At 71.1% G+C, this 23,891-nt stretch carries 23 protein-coding genes and 1 riboswitch; of the genes, 8 read left to right on the top strand and 15 right to left on the bottom strand.

Annotated features, from left to right (window positions below):
• Positions 1–20 precede the first annotated feature (20 nt).
• The 5 genes from OHA55_RS24405 to OHA55_RS24385 form a co-directional block, all read right to left on the bottom strand.
• Positions 21–824, bottom strand: a complete 804-nt coding sequence (locus OHA55_RS24405) for an ABC transporter permease (protein ID WP_266709751.1) — start codon at positions 822–824, stop codon at positions 21–23.
• A complete protein-coding gene (locus tag OHA55_RS24400; protein ID WP_266709749.1) occupies positions 824–1,762 on the bottom strand; it encodes an ABC transporter permease in 939 nt (312 codons plus the stop codon). Before OHA55_RS24400 ends, OHA55_RS24405 begins: the two co-directional genes overlap by 1 nt.
• Positions 1,759–2,928 (bottom strand): ABC transporter ATP-binding protein, encoded by a 1,170-nt coding sequence (locus tag OHA55_RS24395; protein ID WP_266709747.1) that lies wholly within the window; start codon positions 2,926–2,928, stop codon positions 1,759–1,761. Before OHA55_RS24395 ends, OHA55_RS24400 begins: the two co-directional genes overlap by 4 nt.
• 155 nt (positions 2,929–3,083) lie before the next feature.
• Complete coding sequence (locus tag OHA55_RS24390; protein ID WP_266709745.1) at positions 3,084–4,334, bottom strand: PotD/PotF family extracellular solute-binding protein; 1,251 nt, start codon at positions 4,332–4,334, stop codon at positions 3,084–3,086.
• A gap of 44 nt (positions 4,335–4,378) precedes the next feature.
• Complete coding sequence (locus OHA55_RS24385; RefSeq protein WP_266709743.1) at positions 4,379–5,893, bottom strand: gamma-aminobutyraldehyde dehydrogenase; 1,515 nt, start codon at positions 5,891–5,893, stop codon at positions 4,379–4,381.
• Positions 5,894–6,115: 222 nt separating this feature from the next.
• Between OHA55_RS24385 and OHA55_RS24380 the strand changes: the two genes are divergently transcribed.
• Positions 6,116–6,766: an NADAR family protein gene (locus OHA55_RS24380; protein ID WP_266709741.1), complete on the top strand. Its 651-nt coding sequence runs from the start codon at positions 6,116–6,118 to the stop codon at positions 6,764–6,766.
• A gap of 53 nt (positions 6,767–6,819) precedes the next feature.
• Here the strand turns inward: OHA55_RS24380 and OHA55_RS24375 are convergent, their stop codons facing one another.
• A complete protein-coding gene (locus tag OHA55_RS24375; protein ID WP_266709739.1) occupies positions 6,820–7,557 on the bottom strand; it encodes a DUF4190 domain-containing protein in 738 nt (245 codons plus the stop codon).
• Between the two features lie 245 nt (positions 7,558–7,802).
• Between OHA55_RS24375 and OHA55_RS24370 the strand changes: the two genes are divergently transcribed.
• Entirely contained in the window at positions 7,803–8,837 is a 1,035-nt protein-coding gene (locus OHA55_RS24370) for an adenosine deaminase (RefSeq protein ID WP_266709737.1), read from the top strand.
• A 26-nt stretch (positions 8,838–8,863) separates the two neighbouring features.
• Positions 8,864–9,568 carry a glycerophosphodiester phosphodiesterase gene (locus tag OHA55_RS24365; RefSeq protein WP_266709735.1) on the top strand — a complete coding sequence of 235 codons (705 nt, stop codon included), beginning with the start codon at positions 8,864–8,866 and terminating at the stop codon, positions 9,566–9,568.
• Positions 9,569–9,602: 34 nt separating this feature from the next.
• On the opposite strand, the gene OHA55_RS24360 is transcribed toward OHA55_RS24365, so the two are convergent.
• Both OHA55_RS24360 and OHA55_RS24355 read right to left on the bottom strand, forming a co-directional pair.
• Positions 9,603–10,148 carry a hypothetical protein gene (locus OHA55_RS24360; protein WP_266709733.1) on the bottom strand — a complete coding sequence of 182 codons (546 nt, stop codon included), beginning with the start codon at positions 10,146–10,148 and terminating at the stop codon, positions 9,603–9,605.
• Between the two features lie 175 nt (positions 10,149–10,323).
• On the bottom strand, positions 10,324–11,763 hold the full coding sequence (locus tag OHA55_RS24355) for a gamma-aminobutyraldehyde dehydrogenase (RefSeq protein ID WP_266709731.1): 1,440 nt from the start codon (positions 11,761–11,763) through the stop codon (positions 10,324–10,326).
• Positions 11,764–11,962: 199 nt separating this feature from the next.
• Here OHA55_RS24355 and OHA55_RS24350 point away from each other — a divergent pair, with 199 nt between their 5' ends.
• The 5 genes from OHA55_RS24350 to OHA55_RS24330 all read left to right on the top strand — a co-directional run bounded on the left by OHA55_RS24350 (position 11,963) and on the right by OHA55_RS24330 (position 16,488).
• Positions 11,963–12,454: an Lrp/AsnC family transcriptional regulator gene (locus OHA55_RS24350; protein WP_266709729.1), complete on the top strand. Its 492-nt coding sequence runs from the start codon at positions 11,963–11,965 to the stop codon at positions 12,452–12,454.
• Complete coding sequence (locus OHA55_RS24345; RefSeq protein WP_266709727.1) at positions 12,439–13,818, top strand: aspartate aminotransferase family protein; 1,380 nt, start codon at positions 12,439–12,441, stop codon at positions 13,816–13,818. The genes OHA55_RS24350 and OHA55_RS24345 overlap by 16 nt, the downstream gene beginning before the upstream one ends.
• A gap of 197 nt (positions 13,819–14,015) precedes the next feature.
• Complete coding sequence (locus OHA55_RS24340; protein ID WP_266709725.1) at positions 14,016–14,753, top strand: ABC transporter ATP-binding protein; 738 nt, start codon at positions 14,016–14,018, stop codon at positions 14,751–14,753.
• The gene (locus OHA55_RS24335) at positions 14,735–15,904 is read left to right on the top strand and encodes a hypothetical protein (protein WP_266709723.1); all 1,170 of its coding nucleotides are present in this window, start codon (positions 14,735–14,737) and stop codon (positions 15,902–15,904) included. The genes OHA55_RS24340 and OHA55_RS24335 overlap by 19 nt, the downstream gene beginning before the upstream one ends.
• A gap of 128 nt (positions 15,905–16,032) precedes the next feature.
• Entirely contained in the window at positions 16,033–16,488 is a 456-nt protein-coding gene (locus OHA55_RS24330; protein ID WP_266709721.1) for a hypothetical protein, read from the top strand.
• A 46-nt stretch (positions 16,489–16,534) separates the two neighbouring features.
• On the opposite strand, the gene OHA55_RS24325 is transcribed toward OHA55_RS24330, so the two are convergent.
• From OHA55_RS24325 to rlmN, 7 genes are all read right to left on the bottom strand, one after another.
• Complete coding sequence (locus OHA55_RS24325) at positions 16,535–16,987, bottom strand: SRPBCC domain-containing protein (protein WP_266709719.1); 453 nt, start codon at positions 16,985–16,987, stop codon at positions 16,535–16,537.
• A gap of 155 nt (positions 16,988–17,142) precedes the next feature.
• Positions 17,143–18,009, bottom strand: coding sequence for an alpha/beta hydrolase (locus OHA55_RS24320; RefSeq protein ID WP_266709717.1), 867 nt, complete (start codon positions 18,007–18,009; stop codon positions 17,143–17,145).
• A gap of 88 nt (positions 18,010–18,097) precedes the next feature.
• Complete coding sequence (locus OHA55_RS24315; protein WP_266709715.1) at positions 18,098–18,556, bottom strand: hypothetical protein; 459 nt, start codon at positions 18,554–18,556, stop codon at positions 18,098–18,100.
• Positions 18,557–18,566: 10 nt separating this feature from the next.
• Positions 18,567–19,598, bottom strand: coding sequence for an ABC transporter ATP-binding protein (locus OHA55_RS24310; protein ID WP_266709713.1), 1,032 nt, complete (start codon positions 19,596–19,598; stop codon positions 18,567–18,569).
• A gap of 2 nt (positions 19,599–19,600) precedes the next feature.
• Positions 19,601–21,214 (bottom strand): iron ABC transporter permease, encoded by a 1,614-nt coding sequence (locus tag OHA55_RS24305; RefSeq protein ID WP_266711113.1) that lies wholly within the window; start codon positions 21,212–21,214, stop codon positions 19,601–19,603.
• A gap of 89 nt (positions 21,215–21,303) precedes the next feature.
• The gene (locus OHA55_RS24300) at positions 21,304–22,392 is read right to left on the bottom strand and encodes a thiamine ABC transporter substrate binding subunit (RefSeq protein WP_266709711.1); all 1,089 of its coding nucleotides are present in this window, start codon (positions 22,390–22,392) and stop codon (positions 21,304–21,306) included.
• 81 nt (positions 22,393–22,473) lie between these two features.
• A riboswitch (TPP riboswitch) is annotated at positions 22,474–22,590 on the bottom strand.
• A 100-nt stretch (positions 22,591–22,690) separates the two neighbouring features.
• Positions 22,691–23,797: a 23S rRNA (adenine(2503)-C(2))-methyltransferase RlmN gene (gene rlmN / locus OHA55_RS24295; RefSeq protein ID WP_266709709.1), complete on the bottom strand. Its 1,107-nt coding sequence runs from the start codon at positions 23,795–23,797 to the stop codon at positions 22,691–22,693.
• Between the last annotated feature and the right edge of the window lie 94 nt (positions 23,798–23,891).

Genomic DNA, 23,891 nt, shown 5'->3' with positions numbered 1-23,891 from the left:
CTCGGAAAAGGTCTGGAAAATCAGAAAGGGGATTTGTTCTTCCGCCGGTCGGCGACGAGACGGCCGATGACGACCGCCCCCACAGCGATGATGAACATCGCGGTGCCGATGACGTTGATCTGCACCGGCGTGCCGCGCTGCGCCGATCCCCAGACGTACATGGGGAAGGTCACCGTGGAACCGGCGGTGAAATTGGTGATGATGAAATCGTCGAAGGAGAGCGCGAAGGCGAGGAGCGCTCCCGCGGCGATTCCCGGGGCGGCGATCGGCAGGGTCACCCGCAGAAAGGTCTGCGCGGGTCCCGCGTAGAGATCGCGCGCGGCTTCCTCGAGCCGGGGGTCCATCGACATCACGCGCGCCTTGACGGCCGTGACGACGAAGCTGAGGCAGAACATGACGTGGGCGATGAGGATCGTCCAGAAGCCCAGCTGGGCACCCATGTTGAGGAAGAGCGTGAGGAGCGAGGCGGCCATGACGACCTCGGGCATGGCCATCGGCAGGAAGATCAGCGAGTTGACCGTCCCGCGCGCCCGGAAGCGGTAGCGGACGAGGGCGAAGGCGATCATCGTGCCGAGCACGGTGGCGCCGAGGGTGGCCCAGGCGGCGAGCTGGAGGGAGAGCGAGAGGCTGCCGCAGAGGTCCGCGACGCCGCAGGGGTCCTTCCAGGCGTCCAGGGAGAACCGCTGCCAGGAGTAGTTGAAGCGGCCCTTGGGGTCGTTGAAGGAGAAGACCATCACCACGACGTTCGGGACGATCATGTAGGCGAGGGTCAGCAGCCCCGCGATCACGACGAGATGGCGTCGGAGCATGCGTACTACGGGCATCAGACCAGGCCCTCCGTCCCGGAACGGCGGATGTAGACGGTGACCGTGACCAGGACGACGGCCATGAGGATGAACGACAGCGCGGCGGCCGTCGGGTAGTCCAGCACCCGGAGGAACTGCGACTGGATGACGCTGCCGACCATCTTGGTGTCGGTGGAGCCGAGCAGTTCGGCGTTGACGTAGTCGCCGCTCGCAGGGATGAAGGTCAGCAGGGTTCCGGAGACGACCCCGGGCATGGACAGCGGGAAGGTGACCTTGCGGAAGGTGGTGGCAGGGGTGGCGTAGAGGTCGCTCGCGGCCTCGTGCAGCCGGTGGTCGATGCGTTCCAGCGAGGTGTAGAGCGGCAGCACCATGAACGGCAGGAAGTTGTACGTCAGCCCGCAGACGACGGCCAGCGGGGTGGCGAGCACCCGGTCGGACTGGGTCCAGCCGAGCCAGCTGGTGACGTCCAGGACGTGGAGGGCACCGAGTACGTCCACGACCGTGCCGTCGTCGGCCAGGATCGTCTTCCAGGCCAGTGTGCGGATCAGGAAGCTGGTGAAGAACGGGGCGATGACGAGGACCAGCACCACGTTGCGCCAGCGGCCCGCCCGGAAGGCGATGAAGTGGGCGAGCGGGTAGCCGAGCAGCAGGCAGAGCAGGGTGGCGGTGCCCGCGTACAGCAGGGAGCGGACGAACTGCGGCCAGTACTCGGACAGCGCGTCCCAGTAGGTGGCCAGGTGCCACGTGACCTCGTACCCCTTCTCCAGCGAGCCGGTCTGCACCGAGGTGGAGGCCTGGTAGACCATCGGCAGCACGAAGAAGACGAGCAGCCAGGCGATGCCGGGGAGCAGCAGCCAGTACGGCACCAGGCGCCGGCGGACGGAGGGCTTCCGGGTCTCGGCCGTCGTCGGCGGTACGGGCTCCGGGGGCGCCGGTGGCGCTTCGGTGGTGGTCATGGCGCGTCCTTGGCCGTCGGGGTGCCGTCGTCGGCGGTTGTCCCGGCGAGCACCGACTGCGCCGCGTCGAGCGCGAAGGTGTGGGCCGGGTTCCAGTGCAGGACCACCTCGGCGCCGGGCACCAGGCGGCCGTCGCGTTCGATGTTCTGCTGGTAGACCTGGAGCGCGGGACCGGCCGGGCTCTCCACCAGGTACTGCGTGGAGACGCCGATGAAGCTGGAGTCGGCGATGCGTCCGGCGACGCGGTTGCGGCCGTCGGGTATCGAGTCGGCGTCGTCGGCGTGGGTGAGCGACATCTTCTCCGGCCTGACGCCGACCAGGAGCCGCCCGCCGGTGGTGGCGGGGGCTGCGCAACGGGATGCGGGCAGCGTGAACCGTCCGCCGCCGGCCGTGACGACGAGGTCGGTGCCGGTGGCGAGTATCTCGCCCTCGATGAGGTTCGAGGTGCCGAGGAAGTTGGCGACGAAGGTGGTGCGCGGGTTCTCGTACAGGTCGGCGGGGGCGCCGAGTTGTTCGACCCGTCCGGCGTTCATCACCGCGACGGTGTCGGCCATGGTCATGGCCTCCTCCTGGTCGTGGGTGACGTGCACGAAGGTGATGCCGACCTCGGTCTGGATGCGCTTGAGCTCCATCTGCATGCTGCGGCGCAGTTTGAGGTCGAGGGCGGCGAGCGGCTCGTCGAGGAGCAGCACCCGCGGGTGGTTGATGAGCGCGCGGGCGACGGCGACGCGCTGCTGCTGGCCGCCGGAGAGCTGGTGCGGCTTGCGGCGGGCGAGGTCGCCGAGCTGGACGAGTCCGAGCATCTCGTCGACCTGCTTCTTGACGGACTTGATGCCTCGTCGGCGCAGTCCGAAGGCGACGTTCTCGGTGACGTCCAGGTGCGGGAAGAGCGCGTAGCTCTGGAAGACGGTGTTCACGGGGCGCTTGTGCGGGGGCAGCCCGGTGACGTCCCGCCCGCCGAGGTGGACGGTGCCGGTGGTGGCCTCCTCCAGCCCCGCGATCATCCGCAGGGTGGTGGTCTTCCCGCAGCCCGAGGCGCCCAGGAGGGCGAAGAAGGAGCCCTCGGGAACGGTGAGGTCGAGCGGGTGCACGGCGGTGAAGGAGCCGAAGGTCTTGCTGATCCCGGTGAGGCGGACGTCTCCGTCCGAGGTCTGCTGTCGTGTCATGGGTCGCGGTCCCGGTGGGTTCAGGGGGAAGGGGCAGGGGGCGTTGCGTGTCCGGCGCGGTGGCGGGAGGTCCCGCGGGGGACGGCGTGAGAGATCCGGAGCGGGGCGTCGCCGGGGCCGGGCGCGAGGCCGTGGCTCAGGCGCGAGGCCGTGGCTCAGGCGCCGATGAGTTTGGCGAACTTCTCCTCGTACGCCGTCTCCTCTTCGGTGCTCAGCGAGCGGAATTCGCGGGACTTCGACGCCATCGCCTTGTCGGGGAGGATCAGGAGGTTGGCGGCCATCGCCGGGTCGATCTTGGCGAGCTCGTCGCGTACGCCGTCCACCGGGCAGACGTAGTTGATGTAGGCGGCGAGCTGGGCGGCTACCGGGGGTTCGTAGTAGTAGTCGATAAGTTTCTCGGCGTTGGCCTTGTGCGTGGCCCCCGCCGGCACCAGCAGGTTGTCGGTCGACGTGATGTAGCCGGCCGAGGGAATGGTGTACCGGATGTCCGGGTTGTCGGCCTGGAGCTGGATGATGTCGCCTGCCCAGGCGACGCAGGCCGCGATGTCGCCCTTGCTGAGGTCGGCGGTGTAGTCGTTGCCGGTGAAGCGGCGTATCTGGTGGGTGTCGACGCCCTTCTGCATCCGGCCGATCGCCTCGTCGTAGTCGGCGTCGGTGAAGGAGGCGGGGTCCTTGCCCAGGTCGAGGAGGGTCATACCGACCGAGTCGCGCATCTCGGAGAGGAAGGCGACCCTCCCCTTGAGCTTGGGGTCGTCGAGGAGCTGGGTGACCGAGTCGACCTTCCGGCCGCCCGTCGCCTTGATGTTGTAGGCGATGACGGTGGGGATGCCGGTCCATGGGTACGAGTAGGCACGGCCCGGGTCCCAGGCGGGGGTGCGGAACTGCGCGGACAGGTTCGCGTAGGCGTGGGGCAGGTGGGCGGGGTCGAGTTTCTGCGCCCAGCCGAGCCGGACGAGGCGGGCGGCGAGCCAGTCGGTGACGCAGATGAGGTCGCGGCCGGTGTTCTGGCCGGCGGCCAGCTGGGGCTTGATCTTCCCGAAGAACTCGACGTTGTCGTTGATGTCCTCGGTGTACTTGACCGTGATCCCGGTACGGCGCCGGAACGCGTCGAGGGTGGGGTGGCTCTTCTCGTCGTCGCCGGTGTCCATGTACTCGGTCCAGTTGGAGAAGGCGACCGTCTTCTCCCGGGCCGAGCGGTCGTCGGACGCCGCCCCGTCGTCTCCCTCGCGCTTGGCCGGCGGGATGCCGCAGGCACTCAGCGCGCCGATCCCGCCGAGGGCGAGGGCGCCCATGCCGGACGCGCGCAGGAGCGAACGCCTGGTGAGGGCTCCCCGGCCGTTGGTGAGGGTGCGGCGCAGGGCCGCGCCCAGGGCGGCGCCCTGGCCCTCCGGCTCGTAACGGTCCATACGGTGTTTTCCTCTCGGGTGGTTCTGCCGCCGCGGCGACGCTGCTATCGGTCCCCGAAGATCGTGCGGTGCCAGTCCTTCCGGGCGACCGCGGTGTTGTCGTACATGACGTGCTTGATCTGCGTGTACTCCTCGAAGGAGTACGACGACATGTCTTTGCCGAAGCCGCTGGCACCGTACCCGCCGTGCGGCATGTCGCTGATGACCGGGATGTGGTCGTTGATCCAGACGCAGCCGGCCCGCAGTTCACGGGTGGCCCGGCCGGCGCGGTAGAGGTCCCGGGTCCAGGCGGACGCGGCCAGGCCGTAGGGGGTGTCGTCGGCGAGCCGGAGTCCCTCGTCGTCGGTGTCGAAGGGCAGGGCCACCAGTACCGGCCCGAAGACCTCGGCGGTGACGATCTCACTGTTCCGGTCGGCGCCGGTGATCAGGGTCGGCCGGTAGTAGGCGCCGTCGGCGAGCGCCCCGCCCGGGGCCCGGCCGCCGGTGACGACGGTGGCGGTCGCCCTGGCCCGCTCCACGAAACCGGCGACCCGGTCACGCTGGGCGTGGCTGACCAGCGGCCCGAGATCGGTGTGCGGGTCGCCGGGGTCGCCGAGGCGGACGGTCTCCATCAGTGCGGCGACGCCGGTCACGAAGGCCTCGTACAGCGGGCGCTGGACGTAGGCGCGGGTGGCGGCGGTGCAGTCCTGGCCGGTGTTGATGAGGGCCGCGGCGACCGCTCCGTGCACCGCCGCTTCGAGGTCGGCGTCGTCGAAGACCAGGAACGGTGCCTTGCCGCCGAGTTCGAGGTGGAGGCGCTTGACGGTGGCGGCAGCGAGGGCGGCGACCCGTTGGCCGACGGCGGTGGAGCCGGTGAAGGAGGTCATCACCACGTCGGGATGGCTCACCAGATGTTCGCCGGCGACCGGACCGGTGCCGCTGACGATGTTGACGACCCCGTCCGGAATTCCGGCTTCCGTCGCGGCCTGGGCGAACATCAGGGCGGTCAGCGGGGTGATCTCGGCAGGTTTCAGCACGATGGTGTTGCCCGCCGCGATCGCCGGGAGGATCTTCCACGCGGCCATCTGCAGCGGGTAGTTCCAGGGCGCGATCGAGCCGACGACACCGAGGGCCTCGCGGCGTACGTACGAGGTGTGGTCGCCGGAGTACTCCCCGGCGGACTTCCCCTCCAGGTGGCGGGCGGCCCCGGCGAAGAAGGCGGTGTTGTCGACGGTGCCGGGCACGTCGAAGCCGGTGACGAGCTTGATCGGCTTGCCGCACTGGACCGATTCGGTCCGGGCGAACGCGTCGGCCCGCGCGGCGAGTACGGCCGCGAACCGCTGGAGCGCCTCGGAACGTTCGGCCGGGGTGGCCCGGGACCACCCGGGGAAGGCGGCGCACGCGGCGGCGACGGCGTCGTCCACGTCGGCGGTGGAGGCCAGTTCGTAGGTCAGCAGGGTCGCGCCCGTCGCCGGATCGACCACGTCCTGGAACCGGCCGGAGGTTCCCGGGCGCAGCTTCCCGCCGATGTACTGGGCACCGTCCGCGAAACGGTCGCGCAGGGGGGAGGCGCTGGGCATGGGTTCTCCTCCGGAGCCGGAGCCGTCCACCGCTGGCGGACCGGTGGGTCTTCTACTCGAGTTGACTGCCGATCCTGGCAGAATGACCTGTGCGCAACAAGGGATTCCGTTGTTTCCTTTTGGTTACACAACGATATCTGTTGATCTCCCCCCTCTGAGCAGGCAGTATCCACGGGCGATCCGTCAGTGCGAGATGGCAGAGTCGCCCTCATGGAGACCCCCATGGAGAGCAGAGAGAGCAGGGACGGCACCCGGATGACGGACGGACCGGGCGCGGACGGACCGGAACGCCGCGGGTACCCGGATCCCGCGGAGCTGACGCGACGGCTCCTGGAGGCGACCGCGACGGGCGAGCGGGTCAAGTACCTCCTCTTCTGGGGCCACCGCCCCCTCCCGGACGGCCGGCTGGGCGCGTCCTGCCTCAGTCAGTGGTGGCCGTCGCCGTTCACCGTCGACGAGGTGACGTACTCCTCGGCCGAGCACTGGATGATGGCCGGCAAGGCGCGCCTGTTCGGTGACGCCGAGGCGGAACTGGCCGCGCGGGAGGCCCGTACTCCGGCCGCCGCGAAGAAGGCGGGGCGCCTGGTCCGGGGCTTCGACGAGGACGTCTGGGCGCGGGAGCGCTTCGGCCTGGTGGTGGCGGGCAGCGTGCACAAGTTCGGGCAGGACCCGGAGCTGCGCGCGTATCTGCTCGCCACCGGGAACCGTGTCCTGGTGGAGGCGAGTCCGCTCGACCGGATCTGGGGCATCGGGCTGGCGAAGGACGACGAGCGGGCCGAGGAACCCCGGCGGTGGCGGGGGCTGAACCTGCTGGGCTTCGCGCTGATGGAGGCGCGGGAACGACTCCGGAACGGGGCGCCCGGGCCCGTCTGATCCCCGGCCCGGGCCGCCGCACGCGCGCGGCGGCCCGGACGGGCGGGGCCGCGTCAGCCCCGGTCGATCACCAGCGAGGTCGCGAACGGGTCGTCGTACGAACCGTCGTCCTCGTCGATCTCGTCCCCGAGCGTGGTCAGGGCCCAGACGATGAAGCCGATGACCACCGCGCCGACGAGAATGCCGACCGACCCGGTGATGATCCCGGCGAGTGCCATGCCGCCGTTGCTGGCCTCGCCCCGCTGCGCGCGCTTGCGGCCCAGGATGCCGAAGATCAGGGCCAGCACCCCCAGGACGATGCTCACGATCCCGTACAGGAAGAACAGGGGGATCGAGACGATGCCCAGCACCAGGGCGGTGACGCCCATCCCGTTCGACGGCACGGGTGCCCAGGCCCCCTGGCCGCCGTACATGTCGTAGCCGGCGTACACGGGATACTGCGGGGGCTGCGGCGCGGCCGGGTAGCCGTACTGGCCCATCGGCGGCTGCCCCGGGCCGTTCGGGGAAACCGGTGGCGGGGGCATCTCGGAAGGGCCGGGCCCGTAGCCGCCCTGCGCGGGCGGGGGTCCGAAGCCTTGCGCCGCCGGGGCCGCCCAGGGGCCCGGCCGCGTCTGCTCGAAACCGGGCACGGTCTCCTCGAAGCCCGGCCCCGTCTGCTCGAAGCCCGGCCCCGATGTGATGGTCGGCTGGTCGTGGACCGGCGGACGGACGTCCCCGCCCTGCTTGCCCAGGTCGACCCCGCGGTCCGGCGCCGCCCAGGGATCGCGGGACGGCTCGGTGTTCTCTGGCATGTGACTCCCCCTCGTGGTCACGTCATGCTAGTGCCGCGTCAGCCAAGGTCTGCCCCGTCGCGACGCCCGGCACGCACTCTCGGCGGGCCTGCGGGCGGGGCGATTTCGGCCACAGAGCCTCGGCGCCCCGGCCCGGCCTTTCCCGGGCCGCCTACCATGTTCGGTGCCACCGGCGGGCCCCTGCCGGAGAACCGGGCGCCCTGGGCGACCGGTTCCGGCGTACCGAGAACCACCGGAGACTTCTGATGACCGACCTCCGTCCCTTCATCGCGGGACTGCCCAAGGCCGAACTCCACGTGCACCACGTCGGCTCGGCCTCCCCCCGCATCGTGGCGGAACTGGCAGCTCACCATCCGGACTCCAAGGTGCCCAGCGACCCCGAGGCACTGGCCGACTTCTTCACCTTCACGGACTTCGGCCACTTCATCGACGTGTACCTCTCGGTGGTGGACCTGGTCCGCACCCCGGAGGACGTACGGCTGCTCACGTACGAGGTCGCCCGTGACATGGCCCGGCAGAACATCCGGTACGCCGAACTGACCGTGACCCCGTACAGCTCGGTGAGGCGGGGCATCCCCGAGCAGGGCTTCATGGAGGCGATAGAGGACGCCCGCAAGGCGGCCGAGGCGGAGTTCGGCACGGTGCTGCGCTGGTGCTTCGACATCCCCGGGGAGGCGGGGCTCGTGTCCGCCGAGGAGACCGCGCGGCTGGCCCTGGACCTGCGGCCCGAGGGGCTGGTCTCGTTCGGGCTGGGCGGCCCGGAGGTGGGCGTGGACCGTCCGCAGTTCAAGCCGTACTTCGACCGCGCCATCGCCGCCGGACTGCACTCGGTGCCGCACGCCGGTGAGACCACGGGCCCGCAGACGGTGTGGGACGCGCTGACGGCGCTGCGCGCCGAGCGCATCGGGCACGGTACGACGTCGGTGCAGGACCCGGCCCTGCTCCAGCACCTCGCGGAGCGCCGGATCCCGCTGGAGGTCTGCCCGACCTCCAACATCGCGACGCGCGCGGTGGCGGACCTGGACGCCCACCCGATCAAGGAGATGGTGGCGGCCGGTGTGCTGGTCACCGTCAGCAGCGACGACCCGCCGATGTTCGGCACCGACCTGAACAACGAGTACGCGGTGGCGGCCCGGCTGCTGGAGCTCGACGAACGCGGGATCGCGGAGCTGGCGAAGAACTCCGTGGAGGCTTCCTTCATGGAGCCCGCCGGGAAGCGGAAGCTGGCCGCCGAGATCGACACCTACACGGCACAGTGGCTGGCGACGCTCGACCACTGACCCCGCCCGGACGCGACAATGACCCCATGGCACACACCGTCACCGCCGTGGGGCATCGCGGAGATCCCTACCGCGTCCGCGAGAACACGCTGTCCTCGATCCGGTCCGCCCTCGAACGGGGGGCGGACGCGGTCGAGATCGACGTACGGGTGACCCGGGACGGGGTCCCCGTACTGCTCCACGACGCCACGCTCGAACGGCTCTGGGGCATCGACCGCCGCGTGGACGCCCTCGACCACGCCGAGTTGGCGGAGCGCACCGGCGGCGGGGTACCGACGCTGCACGAGGCGCTGGCCGCGTTCGGCCCGCACCGGGTGATGGTGGACCTGCCCGGCTCCACCGACGCCTCGGTGCGGACGATCGTGGGCACGGTGCGCGAGTGCGGGGCGGGTGAGCGCGCGTACTACTGCGCCGGCCCCGACGCGATGCTGCGGGTACGCGCCGAGGACCCCTCGGCCGAGATCGCCCTGACCTGGACGACCCTCGCCCCTCCCCGTCCCGGACTCCTCGCCGCGATCGGCCCGCGCTGGCTGAACTACCGCTTCGGGCTGGTGACTTCGGAACTGGCGGACCGCGTCCACCGGGACGGGCTGCTCGTCTCCGCCTGGACGGCGGACACCGGCCGCACCATGCGGCGGCTGATCTCCCGCGGGGTCGACTCGATCACCACCAACCGGATCGACGTCCTGCGCCGCCTCCTCGCCGACTCCCGCTCAGGAACGGGCGGTTGACCTTCTTCCGGCGGGCAGCCGCCCCTCCGGGGCCTCACCCCGCCGGGGCGGCCGCCCGCTGGATCGACGACCCGTAGGCGGTGCGCCCCGCCGCCTCCAGTCTCTTGATCAGCCGCCGCACCACGAGCAGCGGGACCACGCCGAAGACGCCGAACGACATGTCGATGACGGTCCACCAGAACGGAATGCCCCTCAGCGGACCGCAGATCAGGGCGAGCGGCAGGATGCCCGCGCAGGCGATCATGCCGAATTCCACGACCCAGATGTTGCGGACCGGGTCGCGGTAGGGGCCGTAGAAGGCCACGGCGATGACGAGGTGGGCGAAGGCCAGCCAGTCGGTCCCGTACAGCACGAAGGGGTGGCGTGCGTCGGCCTCGTCGAGTCCGGTGCGCACCCGGGTGATCCACTCCATGAGGGCGGGCAGATGCTCGGGAACCGGTGACGCGGAGGAGGACAACAGCTCTTCGGTCCAGCGGAGTTCGTGCACGAGCGGGAAGGCGGTGAGCCCGCTCAGTGCCAGGCAGACGATGAAGAAGACCAACCACACGCGTATGCGCCGTATCAGGGCCCGCTCGTTCATGCCCCGCACTGTACGCCATTTATGAACGCGTTCAAAAGAGTCCCGGACCGCCTTCCGGCGCACGGCAGCCACGCCTCCCGCACCCCCTGAACGCCGAACGGCCCCCGGAGGACCGGGGGCCGTTCACCAACCGTGGGACTCGGGCTCTGATGGACTACCGGGCCGAGCGGATCGCTCAGCCTTCGAGCGAGGTCATGACGTGCTTGATGCGGGTGTAGTCCTCGAAGCCGTACCCCGAAAGGTCCTTGCCGTAGCCGGACTTCTTGAAGCCGCCGTGCGGCATCTCGGCGACCAGCGGGATATGGGTGTTGATCCAGACGCAGCCGAAGTCGAGGTTCTTCGACATCCGCATCGCGCGGGCGTGGTCCTTGGTCCATACCGAGGAGGCGAGCGCGTACTCGACGCCGTTGGCGAACTCCAGGGCCTGGGCCTCGTCGGTGAAGGACTGCACGGTGATGACGGGGCCGAAGACCTCGTTCTGGATGATCTCGTCGTCCTGGCGCAGGCCGGAGACGACGGTCGGCGCCCAGAAGTAGCCCTTGTCACCGACCCGGTGGCCGCCCGCCTCGACGGTCGCGTGCGCCGGGAGGCGGTCGATGAACCCGCTGACCTGGGCGAGCTGGTTGGCGTTGTTGAGCGGGCCGTAGAGCACGTCCTCGTCGTCCGGCAGGCCCGTCTTCGTCTCCTTGGCCGCCGCCGCCAGCGCCGCGACGAACGCGTCGTGCACCGACTCGTGCACCAGCACCCGGGTAGCCGCCGTACAGTCCTGGCCGGCGTTGAAGTAACCCGCCTCGGAGATTCCGGCCACCGCCTTGTCGATGTCCACGTCCTCGAAGACCACGACGGGCGCCTTGCCGCCGAGCTCCAGGTGGACACGCTTGACGTCCTTGGCCGCCGACGCGGCGACCTGCGTACCGGCCCGTACGGAACCGGTGATCGAGGCCATCGCAGGGGTCGGGTGCTCCACCATCGCGCGACCGGTCTCGCGGTCGCCGCAGATGACGTTGAAGACGCCGGCGGGGAGGATCTCGCCGATGATGCCGGCGATCAGGACGGTCGAGGCGGGAGTGGTGTCGGACGGCTTGAGGACGACGGTGTTCCCCGCCGCCAGGGCCGGGGCGAACTTCCAGACCGCCATCATCATCGGGTAGTTCCACGGCGCGACCTGGGCGCAGACACCGACCGGCTCGCGCCGGACGATCGAGGTGAGGCCCTCCATGTACTCGCCGGCGGAGCGCCCCTCCAGCATCCGGGCGGCACCCGCGAAGAAGCGGATCTGATCCACCATCGGGGGGATCTCCTCGCTGCGGGTGAGCGCCAGCGGTTTGCCGGTGTTCTCCGACTCCGCCGCGATCAGCTCCTCCGCGTGCTCCTCGAACGCGTCGGCGATCTTGAGCAGGGCCTTCTGCCGCTCGGCGGGCGTGGCGTCGCGCCACGCGGGGAACGCCGCGGCGGCGGCCGCCATGGCGGCGTCGACGTCGGCCTGGCCGGAGAGCGGCGAGGTCGCGTAGACCTCCTCCGTGGCCGGGTTGACCACGTCGATGGTCCGCCCGTCCGCGGCGTCCCGGAATTCCCCGTCGATGTAGTTGCGCAGTCGGCGCACCTCGGTGGTCACAGCCACCCCTCCTTTTCGTCGGTCTCTTCGTCGGCCCGGTGCCTCGCGGCCAGCCTACGGCTCACTCGCCGGAGCGCAGACGCTTTCGGCAGGCCCCACCACCACCGTGTGCGGATTCAGTCGGATACGAGCACGGTGACAACGAATTTCATCGATCCATGCTTGCAACTCCCCGGAGTCGCGGTGCACAGTGGTGCCCGTGGCCAGTCGTAGCGCGGAGTCCCGGACCGGGAACGGATCGACCCCAGCGGTCGATGCCGTGTCCCTGGCGATCATCGAGCAGCTCCAGGAGGACGGACGCAGGCCGTACGCCGCCATCGGCAAGGCCGTGGGCCTCTCCGAGGCGGCCGTGCGCCAGCGCGTACAGAAACTGCTCGACCAGGGCGTGATGCAGATCGTCGCCGTCACCGACCCGCTGACCGTGGGTTTCCGACGGCAGGCGATGGTCGGCATCAACGTGGCCGGGGACGTCGAACCGGTCGCCGAGGCGCTGACGGCGATGGACGAGTGCGAGTACGTGGTGATGACCGCGGGCTCGTTCGATCTGATGGTGGAGATCGTCTGCGAGGACGACGACCACCTGCTGGAGACGATCGGCACCCGCATACGCACCATTCCCGGAGTGCGCTCCACGGAGAGCTTCGTCTACCTCAAGCTCAAGAAGCAGACCTATATGTGGGGAACCCGATAGCCGTGAGCAAGGACCTCAGCCGAACCGCGTACGACCACCTGTGGATGCACTTCACCCGCATGTCGGACTACGAGAACGCGCCCGTCCCCACCATCGTGCGGGGCGAGGGCACCTACATCTACGACGCCGGGGGAAAGCGCTACCTCGACGGGCTCTCCGGCCTCTTCGTGGTCAACGCGGGGCACGGACGGCACGAACTCGCCGAGACGGCCTACAAGCAGGGCCAGGAGCTGGCCTTCTTCCCCGTGTGGTCGTACGCCCACCCCAAGGCCGTCGAGCTCGCCGAGCGCCTCGCCGACTACGCGCCGGGCGACCTCAACAAGGTCTTCTTCACCACGGGCGGCGGCGAGGCCGTCGAAACCGCCTGGAAGCTGGCGAAGCAGTACTTCAAGCTCCAGGGCAAGCCGACCAAGTACAAGGTCATCTCCCGTGCCGTCGCCTACCACGGCACCCCCCAGGGCGCCCTGTCGATCACCGGCCTCCCCGCGCTGAAGGCTCCGTTCGAGCCGCTCGTACCCGGTGCGCACAAGGTGCCCAACACCAACATCTACCGTGCGCCCCTCTTCGGCGACGACCCCGAGGCCTTCGGCCGCTGGGCCGCCGACCAGATCGAGCAGGAGATCCGCTTCGAGGGCCCCGACACGGTCGCGGCGGTCTTCCTGGAGCCGGTGCAGAACGCGGGCGGCTGCTTCCCGCCGCCGCCGGGATACTTCCAGCGGGTCCGCGAGATCTGTGACCGGTACGACGTGCTGCTCGTCTCCGACGAGGTCATCTGCGCCTTCGGGCGTCTCGGCACCATGTTCGCCTGCGACAAGTTCGGCTACGTGCCGGACATGATCACCTGCGCCAAGGGCATGACCTCCGGGTACTCACCGATCGGCGCCTGCATCGTCTCGGACCGGATCGCGGAGCCGTTCTACCGGGGCGGCAACACCTTCCTCCACGGCTACACCTTCGGTGGCCACCCGGTCTCGGCGGCCGTCGCCCTGACCAATCTCGACATCTTCGAGCGCGAGGGCCTCAACCAGCACGTGCTGGACAACGAGGACGCCTTCTTCTCCACCCTGAGCAAGCTGCACGACCTCCCGATCGTCGGGGACGTGCGGGGCAACGGCTTCTTCTACGGCATCGAACTGGTGAAGGACAAAGCCACCAAGGAGACGTTCACCGCGGAGGAGACGGAGCGGGTGCTCTACGGCTTCCTCTCCAAGGCTCTGTTCGACAACGGGCTGTACTGCCGGGCCGACGACCGGGGCGATCCGGTCATCCAGCTCGCCCCGCCGCTCATCTCCGACCAGTCCACCTTCGACGAGATCGAAGGCATCCTCCGGTCCGTCCTGACGGAGGCCTGGGCCACGCTCTGACACCCCTTGCACACCGACCCGTCCCCCGTGGTCACCTCGGCCCGAATGCGCCCGTTCGAGTGAGAACGGACTCGTCCGGGCCGCGTGCTGTTCGCACACCTGGGCACGGTTCCCTACCGTGCCCAGTGACCGATCGGCCGCGTCTTCGTTCCCCCGTACGAGGGAACGGGAAACTGACCTGAACCGAGGTGTACGCCATGGTGGCCCCGCCGGACAACGACGTGATCTGGGCACGTTCCCTGCATCACTCCCACAATGGATCGCCGGGCCTCAGCGGTGTCTCGCTCGGTGTCCGCGACGGAGAGATCCTCGCCGTGACCGGCCCGCGCGGCAGCGGCAAGTCCACGCTGCTGCACTGCCTCTCCGGTCAACTGGTGCCGCAGCAGGGCGAGGTGTGGTTCAACAGTGTTCCGGTCCACACCATGGGCCCGCGCATGCGCGAGCAGTTGCGCCGCGAAAGATTCGGCTGGATCGCCTCCGACCCGCAGCTCGTCCCCGAACTGAGCGTCTGGGAGAACGCGGCGCTGCCGCTGCTGCTGCGCGGCACGTCCCACCGCGCCGCCAAGAAGGCCGCCATGGAGTGGCTGGAGCGGATGGACATCGGACCGCTCGCCAGGAAGCGGCCGCACGCCCTTCTCCAGATCCAGCGTCAGCGGGTCTCCGTGGCGCGCGCCCTCACCGCCGCCCCGTCCGTGATCTTCGCGGACGAGCCGACCGCGACCCTGCACGCCGCCGACCGCAACCAGCTGCTGCGGACCCTCACGGCGGCGGCGCGTTCGCACGACATCACGGTGGTGATCGCCACCCACGACGTGGAGATCGCCGCACTCGCCGACCGTACGGTCCCGATGCTGGACGGCCGCCGGGTCGCCACCGTCAAACTGCCCGCGGGAGCCGATACGGAAGGCCGCTCGGCGTGCTCGCTCTCCGTCTAGTCCGCGGCTCCCATCCCCTCGTCCTGGTCAGGCGGCTGCTGGTCGCCTCCGCCTCCGCCGGGGTGGGCTTCCTGCTGCTGAGCACGCTCGGCCACGCCTCCGGCCACCCGGACCAGGCGGCAGGCTCCGTACTGCGCCTGCTCTGGTGCTCGGTGCCGCTCGCGGCCACCGTGCAGTTCGCCGTCGCGGTGGCCCGTACGGACCCCAGCACCCGGCCGCGCGCCGGGCTCTCCGCCCTCGGCCTCGGGCCGGTCCGACTGTCCGTGCTCGCCGCGGTCTCCACGGCGGTCGCCACCACCCTCGGCTCGATGGTGGCCCTGCTCTTCTTCCTGCATCTGCGCGGCGATCTGACCGGGATGCCGTTCGACGGCGGCGCGGCGAAGTTCCTGGGCGCCGGCAGTCCGCTGCCGCTCGCCGCCGCGCTGGTACTGCTGGCACTCGTGCCCGTATCGGCGTCCGTGGCGAGCGCACTGGCCCTGCGGTCCCGGCCGACGGCCGCCGCGCCGGACGACCCCTTCGCGGCGGAGGAGCCCCTCTCCCCCGCGGCGGCTCCGTCGGGACTGCCCTGGGGTGTGGCGCTGACCGCCGCCGGGCTGGCGGTGGAGGCGTACGCGAGCCGGGGCTCGGGAGGCAGCCCGTTCCCGCTGCCCGGCCGGCTCGACTCCACCCCGGCCGGTGTGCTGGCCGGCTGGGTCCTCACCGCGACCGGTCTGGCGCTCGCCGGCCCCGGCCTCACCCACCTCTGCGGCCGGCTGCTCCAGTCGGCGCGGCCCGGGGCCGTGCGGCTGCTGGCGGGCCGGGTCCTGATGGACGAGGCCCGCCGCATCGGCCGGCCGCTCGGCATCGTCTGCGCCGTCGTCTCGGGCGCCGTCGCGGCGATGGCGCTGTACGAACCGGGCTCACGCCCCTACGGGCCGCTCACCGCGCTCGGGGCCGTCCTGGTGCTGGGCTGCACGGTGGCGTCCCTGCTCACCTCGGCGATCGAGGCGAGGCAGGACCGGGCGCGGACCGCGGAGAACCTGCACCGGCTGGGCGCCCGCTCGTCGGTCCTGCGGTCCGCGACGGCGCTGCGGGCGGTGGCGCTGCTGCTGGTGTTCGCCCCGCTGACCTGGGCGATCGCCCAGCTGGCGGCGCTGCCCCTGTCGGGCTGAGAGGCGCCGGGGTCCGGCAGAGGCGCCGGACCCCGGCGTTTGTGTCGCGGGCCTGCGGGCCCTGCGGACCGTCGCCGGGTGCCGGCCCCGGCCGCAGGCCGCCGGTCCACCGTGCGAGGCTGTGCGCCATGGCGCATGCGACGGTCCGTGGACTTGCTCTGCCGTCCCGGCTGACGGCCCTCGTCGAGCGCGGCCTCTGGCGTCTGCCGGGCGATGCCGTGCCTGCGGAGGTCGTCCCCTGGTTCGCGGACCCGCTCTTCATGGTGCGCGACCCGGAGCAGATGACGTACGCGTCCCTGTCGCTGGACTTGCACGCCGACGACCCGGACTCCACCTTCTTCCGTGTGGCGCGCGGAAGCCGGGCGGACACCCCGCTGGAACTGCCCTGGCTCGATGCCGAACAGGCTGTGGTGATCGCCGTCACCCGCATGCCCGGTGCCGACGGAGCTCTGGCGCTGGACTACCGGACCGGTCCCACCGATCCCCGCGTCGTCGGCACCGACTTCTGGACGGATCCGCGCTGGTGCCGCCGGCGGGTCGTGGCGCCTGCGTTCTCCGGGTTCGTCGGAGATCTGGGTCTCTGACCGGAGCCCCAGCGCCCCGGTGCCCGGTTGTGCCTCGCGGGCGTGATCAGGGACGCGCGGCCAGGCGGGCGGCGAGGGCGTCGAAGAAGGCCTCCCAGCCGTCCTCGGCGGCGGCGTACTGCTCGGGCGTGAGGTGGCCGCCGCGCTGCTGGAAGACCAGCTCGGTGGTGGATCCCGCCCGCTCGTGAAAGGTGGCGGTCACCGTCTCGCCCGCGTCCCCGGGCGCGGTGGCGTCCTGGAGCGTGAAGACGATCCGCTCCGGGTCCGCCACTTCGAGGTACGTCCCGTGGAACGGCATCTCGGTGCCGGGCACCACCAGGACCAGGCTCCAGCTGCCCCCGGGGCGTACGTCCATGGACATCCGGTCGAGCGGGACCTCCGCGTCGCCGCCGTACCAGGCCGCGAAGTCCTCCGGGTCGGTCCACGCCCGGAAGACGCGCTGTCTGGGGGCGTCGAGTACGCGGGTGATGTCGATGCCCTCGCGTGCTGACCGGCTCATGATCCGCGCCCCTGTCCTCTCCCGGTCCGGGCCCGCTTCGGTCCCGGTGGGGCCCGCTCTCCGGTCGGCGGCTTCCGCGACCCCTCTCCACCTTGCCCCGCCCGCCCCGGGCTGTCGCGGCGGCGGGCGGAGGACCTGGTCCCGGCGAAGGGGCGTCAGGTGAGATGCCGCAGGAAGAACGCGGCGGCGCCCGCGCCGGTCCTCGCCCGGGCGTCCTCGTCGCCCTCCAGGTGCTCGAAGAAGTCCTCGTGCCGGACACCCGGACCGACGCAGAGCCCGGTGATCCCCGGAACGTGCGCCAGGTACGGCGCGGTGTCCTCGTCGTACGGGGTGATGGTGTCGGCACCGGCCCAGCGGACTTCCACCGGAATCCGGATCGCCGCCAGGCTGGCGGGCGTCACCAGCGAACCCAGGCCGGGCGCCACCTGGAAGACGGCCCGCACGCGCGGGTCGGACACGTCCGCCCCGGAGTCCTGGACCACCGCCGCCAGCTCCTCCGCCGTCCGCTTCTCCCGCAGGGCCGCGATCAGCGCGGGGAACTCCGGGATCACCGGCTCCGGCACCTTTCCGCCGAGGATGGCCGCCACCACGTTCCGGTCGACACGGGCCCCGGCGAGTGCGGCGGCGGTGTACCCGCCGAACGAGAATCCGGCGGCACCGACCGGTCCCAGGGGCTCCCGGGCGGCCAGGGCGTCGAGCGCGAAGGTGACGTCCCGGGCGCGTTCCCAGCCGAGGAGGAAGCCCTCGGGCTCGTATCCGTCGACGAAGTTGTTGCCGTGGTGGTCGAGGGCGACCACCCGGAGGCCCGCCTCCACCAGCGGGCGTACCAGCCAGTTCATCCCGCTGCCGGAGCCGCCCGTCCCGTGCGAGACCACGACCAGCGGACCCGCGTCGGTGACCCGGTGGTCCGGCTCCCACTCGTAGAGCCGTACCGGGCGGGGCGCGGAGGTGTCCCGCAGATCGCGGCGGGAGTCGTCGTACAGGACGGATATGCGCGGCTCGGCCTGCTGTGTGGTCGTCATGCGCGGCAGCGTAGCCACCGGTCGGCCCGCGTCCCCAGGGGACGCGCCCTCATGTCGGGCCGCGGAGTGCCGGGCAGCGGAACGCGGCTCACGTCCGGGCGGCCTCGGCATCGACCCCGGCGCCCCGCAGCATGCGGGCCAGGCGCTCCATCTCGGGCATCGTGCCCACGTACCGGCCCGTGACGACCTCGTCGAGCACGGACCTGACGTCGGACAGGGTGAGGCCGAGTGCGGTCCGCAGCACCCGCATGACCACGGCGCTGCGCGCCGCCGGATCCACTCGCAGCCGTACCGCACCGTGCTCGGCCAGCAGGCGGTCCCGCAGCTCGGCGGGCAGGTCGTCCCCGCACACGGCCAGCCGGAGCCCGCAGGCCGGGCAGCCGATCTCGGTGTCCCAGGTCAGCGCTCCGCCCACCAGTGCCTGAACACCCGAACACGCCGTCTCGGCGCCGCACTCCTGGCACTCAGCCCGGTACGCCAGATGTGCGAAGACCATCCGCTCCATCGCCACCCCCCGCAGGGAGGATATCGGCGGGCCGATCGTCACGAAGGCCCGGTCAGGAGTCCGCTTCGGCAGCCAGGACCACCGTGCCCGCCGCGTCGAAGGTGACTCCTACGGGCGCGCCCTCGGCCGGGGTGTCGGCGAGCGCGCACTCGGCCTCCACGACCGGGCCGTGCTCGGGGGTCAGCCGTACGGCGACCCGGTCGCCCCGGAACGTCCGCGCACCGGCCGTGCACCGCAGGCCGTCCCCCGGAGCGCCGATCCGCACACCGGCTGGGCGTACCAGCAGGTCGCAGCGGCCCTGCGGAGATCCCTCCGGTACGGGCACCTCGCCCCACGGGGTGCGGGCGGCCGTGCCGGTGACCGTCGCGGCGACGACGTTGTCGAAGCCGAGGAAGCGGGCGACGAACGCGGAGGCGGGGCGCTGCCATACCTCCAGCGGGGTACCCGCCTGGGCGATCCGGCCGTCCCGCATCACCACGACCCGGTCGGCGAGCGCGAAGGCCTCGCCCTGGTCGTGGGTGACGGCGAGCACCGTCGTACCCAACTCCGTGAAGAGCGCGCGGAGTTCGACGACGAGGCGCTCGCGCAGTCCTCGGTCGAGCTGGCCCAGCGGTTCGTCCAGCATCAGCAGTCGGGGGCTGGGCGCGAGGGCGCGGGCGAGCGCCACCCGCTGCTGCTCGCCGCCGGACAGTCCGGCGACGGCCCGCGGGCCCGCGCCGGAGAGCCCCACCAGAGCGAGGAGTTCGGCGACCCTCGCCCGCTGGGCACTCCGGTCCACCCCGCGCATCCGCAGCCCGAAGGCGACGTTGGCGGCAACGTCCCGGTGCGGGAAGAGCTGGTGGTCCTGGAACATCAGCCCGAGGCCGCGCCGGTGCACCGGAACGCCCGCCTGGTCGGCGCCGTCGAGGAACACCCGGCCGCCGTCGGGCGGCTGGAGCCCGGCGACGACGCGCAGCAGGGTGGACTTCCCGCTGCCGCTCGGGCCGAGCACGCAGACGATCTCGTGGTCGGCGACGGTGAGGTCCACCGCGTCCAGCACCGCTCGTCCGCCGAACCGGACCGTGGCCGACTCCAGTTCCAGCATGGTCAGAACTCCCCGGATCGGTCGGTACGGATGCGTTCGAGGAGCAGCAGGGAGACGGCGCACACCAGCATCAGGATCGTGCTGAGGGCCATCGCCTGGCCGTAGTTGAGCTCCCCGGAGCGGCCCAGCAGGCGCGCGACGGCGACCGGAAGGGTCGGGCGGTCGGGACGGGCGATGAAGACGGTGGCGCCGAACTCGCCGAGCGAGACGGCGAACGCGAAGCCGGCGGCGACCAGCAGCGCCCGGCGCACCAGCGGGAGGTCCACCTCGCGCCAGGCCCGCAGCGGCGAGGCACCGAGGACCGCCGCCGCCTCCCGCAGCCGGGCGTCCACCGCGCGCAGGACCGGCAGCATGGTCCGTACGACGAAGGGGACGCCCACCAGCGCCTGGGCGAGCGGCACCAGGATCCAGGAGGTGCGCAGGTCGAGCGGGGGTTCGTCCAGGGTGATGAGGAAGCCGAAGCCCACGGTCACCGCGGAGACGCCGAGCGGCAGCATGAGGAGCGCGTCGAAGCCCCGGACCAGCCGGCCCGCCCGGCGGGTGAGCGCGGCGGCGGCGAGCCCTCCCACGACGAGCGAGATGCCGGTGGCGGCGAGGGCGTACTGGAGGGAGTTCCCGATCGCCTCCAGCGGGGCGACCAGGAAGGTGGAACCGCTCGCCTCCGCGGAGCCCAGGGCCCGGTAGTAGGCGAATCCGTACCCGCCGGGCTGGTCGAAGGAGCGTTCCACCAGGACCCCGAGCGGCAGCAGGATCAGCAGCACCACGGTCAGCAGGAGCCCGCCGAGGAGCGCCCACTGACCGGCGCCGCGCGGTCGGTGCGAGGTCTGCGCGGGGTCGACGAGGCGCAGCGCGGTCTCCCGGCGGCGTACCGTGCGCGCGTGCACGGCCAGGATGGCGCCGACGGCGACGAACTGGACGATCGTCAGCACCGCCGCCGTGGGCAGATCGAGCAGTTGCGCGGTCTGCCGGTAGATCTCCACTTCCAGCGTGGAGTAGGCGGGCCCGCCGAGGATCTGCACGACACCGAACGAGGTGAAGGTGAAGAGGAAGACCATCAGGGCGGCGGCGGCCACCGCGGGGGCGAGCGCGGGCAGCGTCACCCGCCGCCAGGCGGCGAACCGCCCCGCGCCGAGCACCCGGGCGGCCTCCTCCTGGCGGGGGTCGAGCTGCGACCAGAGGCCGCCGACGGTCCGTACGACCACGGCGTAGTTGAAGAAGACGTGCGCCAGCAGGATCGCCCACATGGTGGTGTCGAGGCGTACGCCCCACAGTTCGTCGAGCAGTCCGCCGCGCCCCAGCAGCGCGAGGAAGGCCGTGCCGACGACGACGGTCGGCAGCACGAACGGCACGGTGACGATCGCGCGCAGCAGCTGCTTGCCGGGGAATTCGAGACGGGCGAAGACATAGGCCCCGGGCAGGGCGATCAGCAGGGTCAGCGCGGTGGAGGCGAACGCCTGCCAGGTGGTGAACCAGAGGACGTCCAGCAGATCGGCGCGGCCGAGGACCTCGCCGAAGCGCGCGAACTGCCAGCCGTCCTCGGTCTTCAGGCCCCGCGCGACGATCGCGGCGACCGGGTACGCGAAGAACAGCGCGAAGAACGCGACGGGGACGGCCATCAGGCCGAGCCGCGTCGCGAGGGAGCGCGCGCCGCCGGGGATGCGGCGGCGCGCGGCGGGGCGGGCTGTCTTCGTCACTTAGGGCTTCGTCACTTCACGGCGATCGAGGTCCACGCCTGGACCCAGCTCTCACGGTTGGCGGCGATCTTCGCCGGGTCCACGGTGAACGGCTTGTCCACGGTGGCGCCGAACTTGGTGTAGACCTCCGGCAGCTTGGTGCCCTCGACCACCGGGTCGACGAACATCTGGAGCGGCATGTCCTCCTGGAACGTCTTGCTGATCAGGAAGTCCAGCAGCGCCTTGCCGCCCGCCTCGTTCTTCGCCCCGTCCAGCAGACCGGCGAACTCGATCTGGCGGAAGCAGGTCGCGGTGGCTACGCCGGTGGGAGCCTCGGTCGGCTGCGGGTCGGCGTAGTACACCTCGACGGGCGGGCTGGAGGCGTAGCTGACGACGAGCGGGCGGTCGCCGTTGGCCTTCTTGCCGCCGGCCGAACCCGAGAACTCCTCGTTGTACGCCTGCTCCCAGCCGTCGACGACCTTGACGCCGTTGGCCTTCAGCTTCTTCCAGTAGTCCTGGTAGCCGTTCTCGCCGGAGTCGGCGATGGTGCCGAGGAGGAAGCCGAGGCCGGGCGAGGAGGTGGCGGCGTTCTCGGTGACCAGGAGGTTCTTGTACGCGGGCTTCAGCAGGTCCGCGAAGGACTGCGGCGGGGCCAGCTTCTTGTCGGCGAAGTACTTCTTGTCGTAGTTGACGCAGATGTCGCCGGTGTCGATCGGGGTGACCCGGTGCTCGGCGTCGAGCTGGGTGTCGGCCGCGACGGCGTCCAGGCCCTTCGCCTCGTACGGGGTGAAGAGGCCCTGGTCGAGGGCGCGGGAGAGCAGCGTGTTGTCGACGCCGAAGAAGACGTCGCCGCGCGGGGAGCCCTTGGTGAGGATCTCCTGGTTGAGGGCCGCACCGGCGTCGCCGCTCTTGAGGACCTTGACCGTGTAGCCGGTCTCCTTGGTGAACTCCGCGAGCACGTCCTTCGACGCGGCGAAGGAGTCGTGGCTGACCAGGGTGACGGTCTTGGAACCCTTCGAGGCGCCGGACGTGTCGTCGTCCGAGCTCCCGCAGCCCGCTAGGACCGTGACGCCGAGTGCGGCGGTGAGTGCGGTCGCCGCGTACTTCGTCGTGGTGTGCATGTGATTCCTCCTGGAGGTGACCAGGAAGAGACGCGGCCCCGCACGCGCCGGTCATCACCGGAAGCGGGCAGGGCGCAACAGCTTGAGTAAGGTCCGAACTTCCTACCCGGAATGACCCGGGCGAGGTTCAGAGGGTCTGCGGCCATCCGTTCACCGGTGCCGCACTCTCAGCGCTGTGGCGCTCCCCTGTCGGAATATGAAATTGAACGCGGGGCCAGGCTACACGGACCCCGTTCGGAGGTTCTGCCCGGTCAGGCCGACAGCTGCGGCCTGACCGGGCCGTTCCGAAGGCTTCGGCTCAGCGCTCGGAGGCGGCCAGCTGCCCGCAGGCGCCGTCGATCTCCTGGCCACGGGTGTCGCGCACCGTGACGGGTACGCCGTGGGCGGCGATGGCCTCCACGAACGCCTTCTCGTCCTCGGGACGGGAGGCCGTCCACTTCGAGCCGGGCGTCGGGTTGAGCGGGATCAGGTTGACGTGCACGCGCTTGCCCTTGAGCAGCCGGCCGAGCCGGTCGCCCCGCCACGCCTGGTCGTTGATGTCGCGGATCAGGGCGTACTCGATCGAGATCCGGCGGCCTGACTTCTCGGCGTACTCCCACGCGGCGTCGAGCACCTCGCGGACCTTCCAGCGGGTGTTCACCGGCACCAGGGTGTCGCGGAGGTCGTCGTCCGGAGCGTGCAGCGAGACGGCGAGCCGGCACTTGAAGCCCTCGTCCGCGAAGCGCAGCATCGCGGGCACCAGGCCCACGGTGGAGACGGTGATGCCGCGCTGGGAGAGGCCCAGGCCGTCCGGCTCCGGGTCGGTCAGCCGGCGGATGGCGCCGACGACGCGGTTGTAGTTGGCGAGCGGCTCCCCCATCCCCATGAAGACGATGTTGGAGAGGCGCGCGGGCCCGCCCGGCACCTCGCCGTCGCGCAGCGCCCGCATGCCGTCCACGATCTGGTGCACGATCTCGGCGGTGGAGAGGTTCCGGTCCAGACCGGCCTGTCCGGTGGCGCAGAACGGGCAGTTCATCCCGCAGCCGGCCTGTGACGAGATGCACATCGTCACGCGCTCCGGGTAGCGCATCAGGACGGACTCGACGAGCGTCCCGTCGTGCAGCTTCCAGAGCGTCTTGCGGGTGGTGTCGTCGTCGCAGCTGATGTGACGGACGACGGACATGAGGTCCGGGAAGAGCGCTTCGGCAAGCTTCTCCCGCGACCCGGCCGGGATGTTCGTCCACTCGGACGGGTCGTGCGCGTACCGCGCGAAGTAGTGCTGCGAGAGCTGCTGCGCACGGAACGGCTTCTCGCCGGTCGCGGCGACTGCCTCCTTGCGCTCGGCGGGCGTGAGGTCGGCGAGGTGCCGCGGGGGCCTCTTGGCTCCGCGGGGCGCGACAAAGGTGAGTTCTCCGGGCTTAGGCATGGTTCTTCCAGTGTCGCAGACACGCGAAGGTCCGCCCGGTCCTCGCGCAGCTCAGCGCTCGCGACGGCCAGGCGGAGCCGGTGGTTACCAGTTG

It is taken from the genome of Streptomyces sp. NBC_00102, from assembly GCF_026343115.1.
Classification (GTDB): domain Bacteria; phylum Actinomycetota; class Actinomycetes; order Streptomycetales; family Streptomycetaceae; genus Streptomyces.
This window is presented reverse-complemented; position numbering and strand designations above follow the sequence as displayed.

Bases quoted from the DNA above. Each gene is read 5' to 3' on its own strand.
- OHA55_RS24405 (WP_266709751.1), bottom strand. From the start codon at position 824: ATGCCCGTAGTACGCATGCTCCGACGCCATCTCGTCGTGATCGCGGGG.
- OHA55_RS24400 (WP_266709749.1), bottom strand. From the start codon at position 1,762: ATGACCACCACCGAAGCGCCACCGGCGCCCCCGGAGCCCGTACCGCCG.
- OHA55_RS24395 (WP_266709747.1), bottom strand. From the start codon at position 2,928: ATGACACGACAGCAGACCTCGGACGGAGACGTCCGCCTCACCGGGATC.
- OHA55_RS24390 (WP_266709745.1), bottom strand. From the start codon at position 4,334: ATGGACCGTTACGAGCCGGAGGGCCAGGGCGCCGCCCTGGGCGCGGCC.
- OHA55_RS24385 (WP_266709743.1), bottom strand. From the start codon at position 5,893: ATGCCCAGCGCCTCCCCCCTGCGCGACCGTTTCGCGGACGGTGCCCAG.
- OHA55_RS24380 (WP_266709741.1), top strand. From the start codon at position 6,116: ATGGAGAGCAGAGAGAGCAGGGACGGCACCCGGATGACGGACGGACCG.
- OHA55_RS24375 (WP_266709739.1), bottom strand. From the start codon at position 7,557: ATGCCAGAGAACACCGAGCCGTCCCGCGATCCCTGGGCGGCGCCGGAC.
- OHA55_RS24370 (WP_266709737.1), top strand. From the start codon at position 7,803: ATGACCGACCTCCGTCCCTTCATCGCGGGACTGCCCAAGGCCGAACTC.
- OHA55_RS24365 (WP_266709735.1), top strand. From the start codon at position 8,864: ATGGCACACACCGTCACCGCCGTGGGGCATCGCGGAGATCCCTACCGC.
- OHA55_RS24360 (WP_266709733.1), bottom strand. From the start codon at position 10,148: ATGAACGAGCGGGCCCTGATACGGCGCATACGCGTGTGGTTGGTCTTC.
- OHA55_RS24340 (WP_266709725.1), top strand. From the start codon at position 14,016: ATGGTGGCCCCGCCGGACAACGACGTGATCTGGGCACGTTCCCTGCAT.
- OHA55_RS24330 (WP_266709721.1), top strand. From the start codon at position 16,033: ATGGCGCATGCGACGGTCCGTGGACTTGCTCTGCCGTCCCGGCTGACG.
- OHA55_RS24325 (WP_266709719.1), bottom strand. From the start codon at position 16,987: ATGAGCCGGTCAGCACGCGAGGGCATCGACATCACCCGCGTACTCGAC.
- OHA55_RS24320 (WP_266709717.1), bottom strand. From the start codon at position 18,009: ATGACGACCACACAGCAGGCCGAGCCGCGCATATCCGTCCTGTACGAC.
- OHA55_RS24310 (WP_266709713.1), bottom strand. From the start codon at position 19,598: ATGCTGGAACTGGAGTCGGCCACGGTCCGGTTCGGCGGACGAGCGGTG.
- OHA55_RS24305 (WP_266711113.1), bottom strand. From the start codon at position 21,214: ATGGCCGTCCCCGTCGCGTTCTTCGCGCTGTTCTTCGCGTACCCGGTC.
- OHA55_RS24300 (WP_266709711.1), bottom strand. From the start codon at position 22,392: ATGCACACCACGACGAAGTACGCGGCGACCGCACTCACCGCCGCACTC.
- rlmN (WP_266709709.1), bottom strand. From the start codon at position 23,797: ATGCCTAAGCCCGGAGAACTCACCTTTGTCGCGCCCCGCGGAGCCAAG.